The organism is Janthinobacterium sp. 67 (assembly GCF_002797895.1).
Taxonomy (GTDB): Bacteria; Pseudomonadota; Gammaproteobacteria; order Burkholderiales; family Burkholderiaceae_D; genus Janthinobacterium.
On the sequence record NZ_PGES01000002.1, the window covers coordinates 1 to 12,572 of the forward strand.

Annotated in this window: 12 protein-coding genes and 2 pseudogenes; all 14 read left to right on the top strand. The window is 63.4% G+C overall.

Features of this window, described 5'->3' with window-relative positions:
• Positions 1–193 precede the first annotated feature (193 nt).
• Positions 194–1,180 (top strand): FAD-binding oxidoreductase, encoded by a 987-nt coding sequence (locus CLU90_RS27850; protein WP_100429588.1) that lies wholly within the window; start codon positions 194–196, stop codon positions 1,178–1,180.
• Positions 1,181–1,200: 20 nt separating this feature from the next.
• On the top strand, positions 1,201–2,271 hold the full coding sequence (gene gtdA / locus CLU90_RS27855; protein WP_100429712.1) for a gentisate 1,2-dioxygenase: 1,071 nt from the start codon (positions 1,201–1,203) through the stop codon (positions 2,269–2,271).
• An 18-nt stretch (positions 2,272–2,289) separates the two neighbouring features.
• Positions 2,290–2,988 (top strand): fumarylacetoacetate hydrolase family protein, encoded by a 699-nt coding sequence (locus tag CLU90_RS27860; RefSeq protein WP_100429589.1) that lies wholly within the window; start codon positions 2,290–2,292, stop codon positions 2,986–2,988.
• Positions 2,989–3,016: 28 nt separating this feature from the next.
• Positions 3,017–4,282 carry an aromatic ring-hydroxylating dioxygenase subunit alpha gene (locus tag CLU90_RS27865; protein ID WP_100429590.1) on the top strand — a complete coding sequence of 422 codons (1,266 nt, stop codon included), beginning with the start codon at positions 3,017–3,019 and terminating at the stop codon, positions 4,280–4,282.
• Between the two features lie 3 nt (positions 4,283–4,285).
• On the top strand, positions 4,286–4,768 hold the full coding sequence (locus tag CLU90_RS27870) for an aromatic-ring-hydroxylating dioxygenase subunit beta (RefSeq protein WP_100429591.1): 483 nt from the start codon (positions 4,286–4,288) through the stop codon (positions 4,766–4,768).
• A gap of 8 nt (positions 4,769–4,776) precedes the next feature.
• The gene (locus CLU90_RS27875; protein ID WP_100429592.1) at positions 4,777–5,091 is read left to right on the top strand and encodes a non-heme iron oxygenase ferredoxin subunit; all 315 of its coding nucleotides are present in this window, start codon (positions 4,777–4,779) and stop codon (positions 5,089–5,091) included.
• Positions 5,092–5,210: 119 nt separating this feature from the next.
• Positions 5,211–6,587, top strand: a complete 1,377-nt coding sequence (locus CLU90_RS27880; protein ID WP_100429593.1) for an MFS transporter — start codon at positions 5,211–5,213, stop codon at positions 6,585–6,587.
• 6 nt (positions 6,588–6,593) lie between these two features.
• Positions 6,594–7,232 carry a maleylacetoacetate isomerase gene (maiA, locus tag CLU90_RS27885; RefSeq protein ID WP_100429594.1) on the top strand — a complete coding sequence of 213 codons (639 nt, stop codon included), beginning with the start codon at positions 6,594–6,596 and terminating at the stop codon, positions 7,230–7,232.
• Between the two features lie 122 nt (positions 7,233–7,354).
• Entirely contained in the window at positions 7,355–8,359 is a 1,005-nt protein-coding gene (locus CLU90_RS27890) for an AraC family transcriptional regulator (protein ID WP_100429595.1), read from the top strand.
• A gap of 147 nt (positions 8,360–8,506) precedes the next feature.
• Positions 8,507–9,318: pseudogene (locus CLU90_RS30170) on the top strand (transposase); the annotation flags it as partial.
• Positions 9,319–9,431: 113 nt separating this feature from the next.
• A complete protein-coding gene (tnpA, locus tag CLU90_RS30235) occupies positions 9,432–9,797 on the top strand; it encodes an IS66-like element accessory protein TnpA (RefSeq protein WP_442906730.1) in 366 nt (121 codons plus the stop codon).
• Positions 9,794–10,141, top strand: a complete 348-nt coding sequence (tnpB, locus tag CLU90_RS27910; RefSeq protein ID WP_100427164.1) for an IS66 family insertion sequence element accessory protein TnpB — start codon at positions 9,794–9,796, stop codon at positions 10,139–10,141. Before tnpA ends, tnpB begins: the two co-directional genes overlap by 4 nt.
• A gap of 29 nt (positions 10,142–10,170) precedes the next feature.
• Positions 10,171–11,733, top strand: a complete 1,563-nt coding sequence (gene tnpC, locus CLU90_RS27915; RefSeq protein WP_100427165.1) for an IS66 family transposase — start codon at positions 10,171–10,173, stop codon at positions 11,731–11,733.
• Between the two features lie 76 nt (positions 11,734–11,809).
• A pseudogene (locus CLU90_RS27920) lies at positions 11,810–12,565 on the top strand (IS3 family transposase); the annotation flags it as partial.
• Positions 12,566–12,572 lie beyond the last annotated feature (7 nt).

Sequence of the window (12,572 nt, forward strand, 5' to 3'; positions counted from 1 at the left end):
TCTGCCACGAGCGCAACACGCCGCTCCTTGTACAGCTGCTGGAAAACAACCAGCAGGTTCAGATCGATGTCTCTGAGATTCAGCATCTACATTCACGAAATCTATATTGTCGATTCACGGGATTTAGTATTTTTATTTTAGTCGAAAACCTATACTTTCATCCAGCGACGCATAACAGATATTCGGAGACAGTATGAAGCTGCACATCCAACCGCTCGACAAGGTGGTGAACGCTACCGCAGGCGCCAACCTGTTGGCGACCCTGCGCGAACACAACGTTCCGATCTCCTATAGCTGCACCGCGGGCCGCTGCGGCACCTGCCGTTGCAAGGTCGTCGCAGGCAGCGTCACCGATGAAATTAGCCTCGGCAACGCGATCACCGCGGAAGGCGGTCAAACCATCCTTGCCTGCACCAGCGTCCTGACCGGCGACTGCACCATCGAAATTCCCGAGCCGGACGAAGTAATCAACCATCCGGCCCGCATCCTCAAGACCACCGTCACCGCGGTCGAGCAGGTCACCCACGACATTCGCCGCCTGCGCCTCCGTTCGGCCAAGCCGCTCGAATTCTCGCCCGGCCAGTACGCGACCCTGCAGTTCACCCCGAACCACATCCGCCCCTACTCGATGGCCGGCCTGCCGGGCGACGATGAACTGGAATTCCACGTCCGCGTCGTCAAGGACGGCCTGGTCAGCGGCTACGTCGACCGCGAGCTCAAGGTGGGCGACACGGTGCGCGTCAGCGGTCCGCTCGGCACTTCCTACCTGCGCACCCGCCACGAAGGCCCGATGCTGTGCGTGGCCGGGGGCACCGGCCTGGCCCCGGTGCTATCGATCGTGCGCGGTGCGCTGGAGTCGGGGATGCAGAACGACATCCACTTGTACTTCGGCGTGCGCAGCCAGCGCGACATCTACTGCACCCGCGAGCTGGAACGGCTGGCCGAGCGCCATCGCAACCTGAATGTGCACATCGTCGTTACCGAAGGCGATGGCGGCGAGTCCATGCGCAGCGGGATCGTCACCGAGGCGGTGGCGCAGGACTGGAGCTCGCTCGCCGACTGGCGCGCCTACCTGTGCGGAGCGCCGCCGATGGTCGACGCCGCATCCGTGGTAGCCCGCGACCGGGGCATTTCGGCCGAACACATCTACGCCGACGCGTTCTACGCGAAAGCGGCTTGACCAAGGAGAAGGAAATGGAGATGCAAGGAAGTCAAACGCTTTCCGCGCAGGACAGCGCCCAAAACGCCGTGAAGGAACAGCGCGCCGAGTTCTACCGCCGTATCAGCGGCAACCACCTGACCCCGCTGTGGGAAGTGCTCGGCGCCCTGGTGCCGAAGTCGCCCAAGTCCCCGGTGGTGCCTGCGCTGTGGTGTTACGCCGACGTGCGCGAACAGGTGATGGAAGCCGGCCGCCTGATCACGGCGGAAGAGGCCGAGCGCCGCGTGCTGATCCTGGAAAACCCGGCCATGCGCGGCAATTCGTCGATCACGCAGTCCCTTTATGCCGGCCTGCAGCTGATCCTGCCCGGCGAAGTGGCGCCCGCCCATCGCCACAGCCAGTCGGCGCTGCGCCTGGTGCTGGACGGCGAGGGCGCCTACACCGCCGTCGACGGCGAACGCACCACCATGCGCCGCGGCGACTTCATCATCACCCCGTCCTGGACCTGGCACGACCACGGCAACCTGGGCACCGAACCGGTGGTCTGGCTCGACGGCCTCGACATTCCGACCCTGCGCTTCTTCGACGCCGGCTTCGCGGAGCACGGCAGCGCCGCCTCGCAGCAGACCGCACGTCCCGAGGGCGATTCGCTGGCCCGCTATGGCCACAACCTGGTGCCGGTGGACCTGAAGCAGGCGCCGTCCGACCCGACCAAGGTCTTCGTCTACCCGTTTGCGGAAACCAAGGAGGCGCTCGAGGGCATCGCCCGCACTGAGGCCGATCCCCACTTCGGCCACAAGCTGCGCTACGTGAATCCGGCCACCGGCGCGTCGCCGATGCCGACCATCGGCGCCTTCGCCCAGCTGCTGCCGGAAGGTTTCGCCAGCAAGGCGTACCGCAGCACCGACGCCACTGTCTATGTCTGCCTGGAAGGGGAGGGCAGCGCCCAGGTTGGCGGAGAAACCTACACCTTTGGTCCGAACGACATCTTCGTGGTGCCGTCCTGGCACGAGCTGCGCCTGCAGGCCAAGGCGAAGACGATCCTGTTCAGCTTCTCGGATCGCCCGATGCAACAGGCGCTCGGCCTGTGGCGCGAAGAAAAAATGCAGTAATCCCACCTGGAGAACAACATGAAATACGCAGTAGAACCCGCACCGGTGTACACCCTGCCAGTGGCAGGCAGTGAGGAGCAGTTCCCCGTCAACCGCATCTTCTGTGTCGGCCGCAACTACGCTGCCCACGCGCGCGAAATGGGCAAGGACCCGGACCGCGATCCGCCGTTCTTCTTCATGAAGCCGGCCAACGCGATCGTTGTCGCAGGCAGCGATGAGGTGACGATCCCGTATCCGCCGAAGACCGCCAACTTCCACCACGAGATCGAACTGGTGGTCGCGATCGGCAAGGGCGGCACCAACATCCCGGTGGAGCAGGCGCTGGAATACGTATACGGCTACGCGGTGGGCCTTGACATGACCCGGCGCGACATCCAGCTCGAGGCGCGCGACAAGGGCCGTCCCTGGGAGTTCGGCAAGTCCTTTGCCAAGTCGGCGCCGATCGGCCCGATCCACCGCGCCCTTGATGTCGGCCACGTGAGCGAAGGCGAGATCGCGGTGGCCGTCAATGGCGAAGACCGCCAGCGTTCCGATGTGTCCAAGCTGATCTGGTCGGTGGCCGAGTCGATCGCCTGCCTCTCCGAGTACGAGACCCTGGAGCCGGGCGACATCATCATGACCGGCACCCCGGAAGGCGTGAACGCGGTCAAGCCGGGCGACCTGATGGTCGGTTCGGTTGCCGGTCTCGGCGAGATCCGTGTGCGGGTCGCCGGGTAACAGGCTCCACTCAATCAAGGAGACAGACATGGGAGACACCCCCGTCGTATTCCCCATCCGTCCGGTGTGGGAATCCAAGGAAAGCACCAGCCGGATTCCGTTTTCGGTGTATACCGACGACCAGGTCTACAAGCGCGAACTGGAGCGCCTGTTCTACCATGGCCACTGGTGCTACGTCGGCCTCGAGGCCGAAATACCGAACGCGGGCGACTTCAAGCGCACAGTGGTCGGCGAGCGCTCGGTCATCATGGTGCGCGGCAATGAGGGCGAGATCAACGTGGTCGAGAACGTGTGCGCCCACCGCGGCATGCAGTTCTGCCGCGAGCGCCACGGCAACCGCAAGGAATTCGTGTGCCCCTACCACCAGTGGAACTACAAACTGAACGGCGACTTGCAGGGCGTGCCCTTCCGCCGCGGCGTCAAGCAGGACGGCAAGGTCAACGGCGGGATGCCGAAGGAATTCGACACCAAGGAGCACGGACTCACCAAGCTGAAGGTCGCGGTGCGCGGCGGCGTCGTGTTCGCGTCCTTCGACCATGAAGTCGAATCGCTCGAGGACTACCTCGGCCCGGACATGCTCGGCTACTTCGACCGCCTGTTCAACGGCCGCAAGCTGAAGATCCTGGGCTACAACCGCCAGCGCATTCCGGGCAACTGGAAGCTGATGCAGGAAAACATCAAGGATCCGTACCACCCGGGCCTGCTGCACACCTGGTTCGTCACCTACGGCCTCTGGCGCGCGGACAACAAGTCCGAACTGAAGATGGATGCCCACCACCGTCATGCGGCGATGATCTCGACCCGCAGCCAGCAGGCGGCAACCAGCGAAGTCACGGCCGGCGTCACCAGCTTCAAGTCCTCGATGGAAGTGCAGGACAAGCGCCTGCTCGACATCGTGCCGGAAGACTGGTGGGGCGGCCCGACCGCAGTGATGATGACCGTGTTCCCGAGCGTGATCTTCCAGCAGCAGGTCAACAGCGTGTCGACCCGCCACATCCAGCCGGATGGCAAGGGCTCCTTTGATTTCGTCTGGACCCACTTCGGCTTCGAGGACGACACCGAGGAAATGACGCAGCGCCGCCTGGTGCAGGCAAACCTGTTTGGCCCGGCCGGTTTCGTGTCGGCGGACGACGGCGAGGTGATCGAGCTGTCGCAGATGGGTTTCGAGCAAAAACCCTTCCACCGTACCTTGGCGGAACTGGGCGGCCACGGCGTCGAGAACACCGACCACATGGTGACCGAAACCCTGATCCGCGGGATGTACAGCTACTGGCGCAAGGTGATGGAGGACTGATCGATGAACACCAATGACGACATCCAGGCCTACCTGGCGCTGGCCCAGCTGAACGCCGATTACGCATCCGCGATCGACACCGCGGACTGGGACCGCTGGATCGATTTTTTCGTCGAGGACTGCGAGTACAAAGTGCAGCCCCGTGAGAACTACGAGCGCGGCTTTCCGCTGGCGACGCTGGCGCTGCTCAGCCGCGGCATGCTGAAGGACCGCGCCTACGGCATCAAGGAAACGCTGTTCCACGACCCCTACTACCAGCGCCACGTGGTCGGCCTGCCGCGCATCCTGCGGCGCGACGGCGATGTGATCGAGGCTGAGACCAACTACGCCGTGTTCCGCACCAAGCTGAGCCAGGAAACGACGGTGTTCAACGTCGGCCGCTACCTGGACCGCGTGCGAATCACGCCGGAAGGCATGAAGTTCGAATCGCGGCTGTGCATCTACGACACCGAAATGATTCCGAATTCACTGATTTACCCGATTTGAGGCAAGACATGGAAAACAACTGGCTGGACGTCGGCGCACTCGAGGACGTACCTGAAGAGGACGTGATCGGCGTTGCGGCGGCAGGCAAGGACCTGGCGCTGTACAGCGTCGAAGGGCAGGTCTACGCGACCGACAATATCTGCACCCACGGCCATGCGCGCCTGTGCGACGGCTTCCTGGACGGCTTCGAGATCGAATGCCCGCTCCACCAGGGCAAGTTCGACATCCGCGACGGCCGCCCGATGTGCGAACCGGTCACCGAAGCGGTGCGCAGCTACCCGGTGAAGATCGAGAGCGGGAGGGTGTTCGTCGACGTCGGCTGAGGCCTTCGTTGCGATAGCAGGGCCCGGCGGCCCTGCGGGTCTGCCGGGCCCAGTTTGATCCGGCATGCGCAAGGCAGCGCAAGACTGCATCCGCCCACCTTCATCATCAGGAGACAACCATGTCCAGTACCGTCAAGGTCGACGTGCAGCAACTGATCGATTCCGGCCGCTTTTCGCGTCACCAGTTTCTGATCGCATTTCTTTGTTTCGTCATCATCGCAATCGACGGGTTCGATACGGCGATCATTGGGTTTATCGCGCCCTCGCTGCGCACCGAGTGGCAGCTGCTGCCGCAACAACTCGCGCCGCTGATGGCGGCCGGGCTCGTCGGCCTGGCCGTCGGCTCGTTCATCGCCGGACCGCTCGGCGACCGCATCGGCAGGAAGGCCATCCTGGTCCTGTCAGTGTTCTTCTTCGGCGTCTGGAGCCTGGCCTCGGCCTATACCGACTCGCTGTTCATGCTCACCTTCTTCCGCTTCCTCACCGGCCTCGGCCTCGGAGGTGCGATGCCGAATGCTATCACGCTCACTTCCGAATACTCGCCCCAGCGCATCAAGTCGAAGGTCGTCACCATCATGTTCTGCGGCTTTACCCTCGGCTCCGGCCTGGGTGGGGTGCTGGCGGCCCACATGATCCCCGAATACGGCTGGCGCAGCGTGCTGCTGCTGGGCGGCTACGTGCCGATCGCCTGCGCCGTGCTGCTGCTGTTCGTGCTGCCGGAATCGGTGCGCTTCCTGGTGCTGCGCAAGCCCGACAGCCCGCAGATTGCCGCCATCCTGCGCCGCATCTCTCCGCAGGCGAAGCTCGACGGCGCGCACTTCGTGCTGCCGGAGGCGCCGCCCGCGGCCGGCCGCTCCCCGGTGGCGCAGCTGTTCGCCAAGCCGCTCGGATTCGGCACCCTGGCACTGTGGGGCGCCTTCTTCATGAGCCTCCTGATCGTCTACCTGCTGACGAACTGGCTGCCGATCCTGTTCAAGGACGCCGGCTTCCCGCTGGCCAAGGCGGCGCTGGTGGCCGCCATGTACCAGGTCGGCGGCACGATCGGCGCCATTGCCCTGGGCTGGGCAATGGACAAGTTCAATCCCTATCGCGTGCTCGGCACGTCCTACCTGGTCGCCGTCGCCTTCATCGCGCTGATCAGCTTCCAGTACACCGACCTGCTGGTCCTGAACCTGGCGGTCGCGGGCGTGGGCTTTTGCGTCAGCGGCTCGCAGGTGGGCGCCAACGCGCTGGCTGCAGCCTTCTACCCCACCAGCAACCGGGTGACCGGCGTGAGCTGGGCGCTGGGGATCGGCCGCTGCGGCGCCATCCTCGGTTCGCTGCTGGGCGGCGCGCTGCTCGGCGCCGGGCTGGGCTTCTCGACCATCATCCTGCTGCTGGCGCTGCCCGCGCTGCTGGCATCGATCGCGATCTTCGCCATGTCGGCCCGCTACAGCGGGTCCGGCGGCAGCCGCGCAACGATCGCGCCGACTACCCGACTTTCCGCCACTGACTGAAACGACATGAAACTCTACAGCTTCTTCAACAGCTCCACCTCGTACCGCGTGCGCATCGCATTGGCGCTCAAGGGCCTGCCGTACGACTACGCCGGCGTCAACCTGCGCGGCGGCGAGCAGGGCCAGGACGCTTACCGCGCACTGAGCCCGGCCGGCATCGTGCCGGTGCTGGTCGACGGCGACACCAGCATGACCCAGTCCCTCGCCATCATCGACTACCTCGACCGCCAGTATCCCGAGCCGCGCCTGATCCCGGACGACTCGCTGCTGCGCGCCCGGGTGCTGGAAATTGCTCAGACCATCGCCTGCGAAATCCACCCGATCAACAACATCCGGGTGCTGAAGTACCTGAGCGGCAAGCTCGGCGTGACCGAAGAGGCCAAGAACGACTGGTACAAGCATTGGGTCGACGAGGGCCTGGCTGCGGTCGAGCAGCTGCTGGCCCAGCTGCCGGCAGGGCCTTACTGCGCCGGCGACCAGCCGACCTTGGCCGACTGCTGCCTGGTACCCCAGGTGGCGAATGCGATGCGGATGGGCTGCGACCTCACGCGCTTCACCCGCATCCTTGCGATTTATGAGCACTGCGTCGCGCAACCGGCCTTCATCCTGGCCGCCCCGGCCAACCAGCCGGACTACATCGGCTGATTTGCCCTCAGGCCGGCTGTTCAAGCCGGCCCAGGTGGTGGTAGGCTGAGCGCTGGCGTGTTGGTCCGATTGCGCAATGGCGTGCCCGCGAGCGGGTACGGATACCTTGTGGAGGCAACATCATGTTCTGCGAGACTGAAGCTGGCCTGTTGTTGTCCGACCGTTTCATCCGGATCGCGACCCCGGACCTGGTTCAGGCCACGCCGGCCATCGAGCGGCTGCAAGGCCCGTTCATCGCCCGGCCGAAGGGCGCCGGCGCCCTGCGCGAACCGGTACGGGTTCGCGCTGCGGACTGCGGCCGGGTGGCAGTATCGACTTTCCACTTCGGGACGAACATCGAGATCGAGCCGAGGGGGCTCGAAGGCGCGATCCTGGTGACGACAGCCGTGCAGGGAAGGGCCGGCATGGCGGCCGGCGGTCGCACCCTTGGGGCGTCGTCCGGGGTATCCTTCATTTCCCAGGAAGAGGACCGGCCCACTTTCCTCTATGAGCCCGACACCGAGGTGCTGAAGCTGCGCTTCGAGCGCCGCCGCGTCGAGGAGATGTGCGTACGCATGTATGACAACCTCCCCGATGCGCCCCTGCATTTCGACGGTCTCATGGCGCAGCCTGCGGCCGTGCAGCGCTGGAGCGCCTTGCTGCGCTTCGTCGTGTCCTCGCTCAACGCGCCCAACGCTGGGCAGCCGTGCAGGCTCGAGACCGCGAGCATGGAGGAGCTCCTAATGCTCACCCTGCTCGGGATCCAGCCGCACAACTACCAGGGCGGCGCGAGCCGGGTCAGGTCCGTCACGCCGCGCCAGTTCAGGCTGGCCGTGGACTATATCAACGAACACCTGGATGCCGACATTACGCTGGCGGGTATCGCCGAGGTGGCCGGATGCAGCATCCGGTCGCTGGGGCGCGCTTTCCAGCAGTCCTGCGGCACCAGCCCGATGCAGTACGTGCAGAAGCTGCGCCTGCAGCGGATCAGGGCGGAACTGGTGCGCCCGGCCTCCGGCGACAGGACCATCGCCGACATCGCCTTTCACTGGGGTTACCGCCATCTCGGCGAGTTCAATCGCAAGTACCGCGAGTGTTTCGGGGAAACGCCTTCCGAGACCCGTCAGCGGAACCTCGCGCACTTCTGATTTTCGGCGGCACGCCCGCTGGGCTCCGGACGAATTGAAACTGATGTGGGAGCACATTATCTGGTCTCAACATCCCCCGGTGTCAGAATAGTTGTCGCGTCACCTGAATGGAGTGGGCCATACCGGGGGCGGGCAAAGAGAGATTGTGTGGGACAGTATTCAGCAGAACGAAAAGAAGCGCTGTTGCGGCAGATGATGCCGCCGCAGAACCGGTTGGTGTCCGAACTGGCCCGGGAGAGCGGGATCACCGAGCAGACGCTTTATACTTGGCGCCGTCAACTTCGTAGTCAAGGAACGCCGGTGCCAGGTAGTGGAAAAAGTGCAGAAGAATGGAGCTCGGAGGACAAGTTCGCGGTGGTGCTGGAAACGGCAGCGCTGAACGAAAGCGAACTGTCTGAGTATTGCCGCCGCAAGGGGCTCTTTGCGCAGCAGATCGCTACGTGGCGGGCTGCGTGCATGTCGGCCAACGCAAGCGTGGCACAGCAGGCTCGAAGCCAACAGGCGCAGTCGAAGGAAGACAAGAAACGCATCCGCCAGTTGGAGAAGGACCTGCAGCGCAAAGAGAAGGCGCTGGCCGAGGCTGCAGCGCTGCTGATTCTGCGAAAAAAAGCCCAGGCGATCTGGGGGGACAAAGAGGAAGACTGATCAGCGTCCCAGATCGCCTGTTGTGTGTTGAGTTGATCCGGGAAGCAGAGGCAGCTGGCAGCCGGCTGGCACCCGCATGCAGTGAGCTTGGTATCACCCTGCGAACTTTCCAGCGTTGGGTTCGCAACGGCGACGATGCCATCGGCGCCGACAATCGCCCAACCACTGCGAGGCCGGAACCAAGGAACAAGCTGAGTGACGAAGAGCGTACCGAGATCCTGGCAGTGGCAAACAGCGAGGAATTCGGCAGCATGCCGCCGAGCCAGATCGTGCCGACGTTGGCTGATCGAGGTGTGTACATGGCCTCGGAATCGAGGTAAGCGTCTTCCCAGCGCCGTCTGGACTGCGTGACCAACGTCATCCATGATCGAATTTCGGCACAATTTTGTGCCCACAATTTTCGATTATGGACACAAATTTTCAACCGATCATTTCCACGAATTCACGCGGCCATTACCGCCAGCACCCTTTGGAGTTCAAGCGAGCCCTGGTGGCGCTGTCGCTGGAGCCTGGCGCTTCGGTCGCGCGCATCGCGCGTGAGCACGGCGTCAATGCCAACCAAGTCTTCAGCTGGCGCCGGCTGTATCAACAAGGACGCCTTGGCGTACCTGCATTGTTGCGAGAAGATGGCCTTTTGCCGGTGGTGCTGGCGCCAACGGCGCCTGCGCCGAGCAACACCAGCTCCCATGCCAACGGCACTATCGTGCTTGAAATGGGCGAGGTCCGCGTGCGGATTGAAGGCGAGCCCAATGCGGCCACGCTGGCGCAAGTGTTGGATCGGGTGCTACGATGATCGGTCTGCCTGCTGGCACCAAGGTATGGCTGGCTGCCGGCACTACGGACATGCGCTCCGGCTTTAATGGCCTTGCTGCAAAAGTGCAGTCGGCGCTGGAGGAAGATCCGTTCAGTGGTCATGTGTTTGTGTTCCGTGGCCGGCGCGGCGACCTCATCAAATTACTTTGGTGGACTGGTGATGGCCTGTGCCTGTTGGCCAAGCGCCTTGAGCGTGGTCGCTTCATCTGGCCGCAGGCGACTAGTGGCTCGGTAGCGCTGTCGCAGGCGCAGTTGTCGATGCTACTGGAGGGTATCGATTGGCGGCGGCCAGAACGCACTTGGAAGCCAACGTCGGCCTTGTAAACGTAAGGCACCTCGCGTAAACTTGGCGCATGCTCAGCCCAGCCGACCTCCCCAACGATATCGATGCCTTGAAGGCGTTGCTGTTGGCCAGTGAGCGCATGCTGCAAGAGCGCGATGCGCAGTTGGCGGGACTGGCGGAACAACTCAACACACGCGCCGTCGAGATCGAACACCTCAAGCTGCAGATTGCCAAATTGCGGCGCATGCAGTTCGGCCGCAAGTCGGAAAAGCTGGACCACCAGATCGAGCAGCTGGAGCTACAACTGGAAGACCTGCAGGCCGACGAGGCCGAGGCTGCGCGTGAGATGCCGGCCGCCGATCAGGCGCCGCGCAAGAAGTCAGTGCGTCAGCCTTTGCCCGAACACTTGCCACGTGACGAGAAAGTGTATGCGCCCACAGCCGCAGACTGCCCGGCCTGTGGTGGCGGCCTGCGGCCGCTGGGCGAGGACGTCGCTGAGCAACTGGAATTCGTACCGGCCAGCTTCCGTGTGATCCGCCATGTGCGTCCCAAGCTGGCATGCGCCTGCTGCGATGCCATCGTCCAGTCGCCAGCACCAAGCCGGCCCATTGAGCGCGGTATCGCCGGTCCTGGCTTGCTCGCGCACATTCTGGTGGCGAAGTTCGCCGATCATCTGCCGCTGTACCGGCAGTCCGTGATCTATGCTCGCGAAGGCGTTGATCTTGATCGCGCCTTGCTGGCCAGCTGGGTCGGTGCAGCCAGCGCGTTGCTGCGTCCGTTGGTTGACGCCATTCGACGCCATGTGCTGGCGGCATCGAAACTGCATGCTGATGACACCCCGATTCCGGTGCTGGCACCGGGTAATGGCAAGACCAAAACCGCGCGCCTGTGGACCTATGTGCGTGATGACCGGCCAGCTGGCGACACGACGCCAGCAGCCGTCTGGTTTGCCTACACGCCCGACCGTAAAGGCATCCATCCACAAACGCACCTGGCCAAGTTTGAAGGCGTACTGCAAGCCGATGCCTATGCCGGCTTCAACGCCTTGTTCGACGACGGCACGGTCCGCGAAGCGGCCTGCTGGGCGCACGCCCGTCGTAAGTTCTACGATCTGCATGCGGCGCGACCGACCGCGCTGACTACCGAAGCGCTACGCCGCATTGCCGAACTGTACGTGATCGAAGCGGAGATCCGAGGCCAGCCACCAGAGGAACGAAGGCAGGTTCGGCAAGCACGTGCGCGATCTTTGCTCGATGAGCTGGAACGCTGGCTGCGCACCACACTCGACACGTTGTCACGCAAATCCGACACTGCCGCTGCAATCCTGTACGCGCTCAAGCTGTGGCCGGCGCTGCTGCGTTACTGCGACGATGGCGCCATCGAGATTGATAACTCGGCGGCCGAACGCGCCTTGCGTGGCGTCGCCATTGGGCGTCGCAACTACCTGTTTGCTGGTGCCGACAGCGGCGGCGAACGCGCTGCCGCAATCTACTCGCTGATCGGCACGGCCAAGCTGAACGGTGTCGACCCCGAAGCCTGGTTGCGTCACGTGCTGACGCATATCGCCGATCATCCCGTCAACCGGGTTGATGATTTCTTGCCTTGGAACTGCAACCTACCGGCAGCCCTTTGAGATGACGCCGCTTCCCAGCGGTGTGATGCCATCATCGATTAAATTGCTGCGCCATTCAATACGTCGCTGACCAGACGCTTACGAATCGAGCTTCTACCGGGTCTTGAAGGCTGCGTCGCAGCAGCATTACCGCGGAAAGGCAAAGAAGCCTTCTGGGCGGGTGGTCACGAGCCATTGCGCTACGGGGCCGAACCAGGTTTGGAGTTGGGACATCACGTGGCTGCCGGCTGCGATCAAGGGAAAGTACTACTACTGGTACATGGTACTCGACATCTACAGCCGGAAAATTGTCGGTCACGAAGTGCATGTGGCCGAATCGGCGGAGTCGGCGTCAAGGCTGATGCGCCGCGCCAGCCTGGCCGAAGGCTTAGCAGGCCGTCCGCTGGTGCTCCACTCGGATAATGGCAGCGCAATGAAGGGCGCCACCATGCTGGCCACGTTGGAGCAATTGGGTGTCGCGCCGTCGTTTAGCCGGCCGCGCGTAAGCAATGACAATGCGTTCGCGGAGTCGCTGTTCAGGACGTGCAAGTACCGACCAGACTACCCGAACAAGCCGTTCGAGAACCTAGAGGACGCGCAGGCGTGGACACAGAAATTTGTGCGCTGGTATAACCAGGATCACAAGCACAGCGGCCTGAAATTCGTGACGCCGGCACAGCGGCATGGCGGCCAAGCTGATGCGATTCTGAGCCACCGTGAACAGGTGTACCAAAAGGCCAGAAGCCGCAATCCGCAGCGCTGGTCGCGGAATGTCAGAAACTGGAGCCTGGACGATCAGGTCTGGTTGAATCCGGAACGGATTCGGCCAGAAGAATTAAAGCAAGTTGCGTAAGGTGACG

What these genes read in the sequence shown, in the direction of transcription:
- CLU90_RS27850 (WP_100429588.1), top strand. Translation starts at nt 194, where the DNA reads ATGAAGCTGCACATCCAACCGCTCGACAAGGTGGTGAACGCTACCGCA.
- gtdA (WP_100429712.1), top strand. Translation starts at nt 1,201, where the DNA reads ATGCAAGGAAGTCAAACGCTTTCCGCGCAGGACAGCGCCCAAAACGCC.
- CLU90_RS27860 (WP_100429589.1), top strand. Translation starts at nt 2,290, where the DNA reads ATGAAATACGCAGTAGAACCCGCACCGGTGTACACCCTGCCAGTGGCA.
- CLU90_RS27865 (WP_100429590.1), top strand. Translation starts at nt 3,017, where the DNA reads ATGGGAGACACCCCCGTCGTATTCCCCATCCGTCCGGTGTGGGAATCC.
- CLU90_RS27870 (WP_100429591.1), top strand. Translation starts at nt 4,286, where the DNA reads ATGAACACCAATGACGACATCCAGGCCTACCTGGCGCTGGCCCAGCTG.
- CLU90_RS27875 (WP_100429592.1), top strand. Translation starts at nt 4,777, where the DNA reads ATGGAAAACAACTGGCTGGACGTCGGCGCACTCGAGGACGTACCTGAA.
- CLU90_RS27880 (WP_100429593.1), top strand. Translation starts at nt 5,211, where the DNA reads ATGTCCAGTACCGTCAAGGTCGACGTGCAGCAACTGATCGATTCCGGC.
- maiA (WP_100429594.1), top strand. Translation starts at nt 6,594, where the DNA reads ATGAAACTCTACAGCTTCTTCAACAGCTCCACCTCGTACCGCGTGCGC.
- CLU90_RS27890 (WP_100429595.1), top strand. Translation starts at nt 7,355, where the DNA reads ATGTTCTGCGAGACTGAAGCTGGCCTGTTGTTGTCCGACCGTTTCATC.
- tnpB (WP_100427164.1), top strand. Translation starts at nt 9,794, where the DNA reads ATGATCGGTCTGCCTGCTGGCACCAAGGTATGGCTGGCTGCCGGCACT.
- tnpC (WP_100427165.1), top strand. Translation starts at nt 10,171, where the DNA reads ATGCTCAGCCCAGCCGACCTCCCCAACGATATCGATGCCTTGAAGGCG.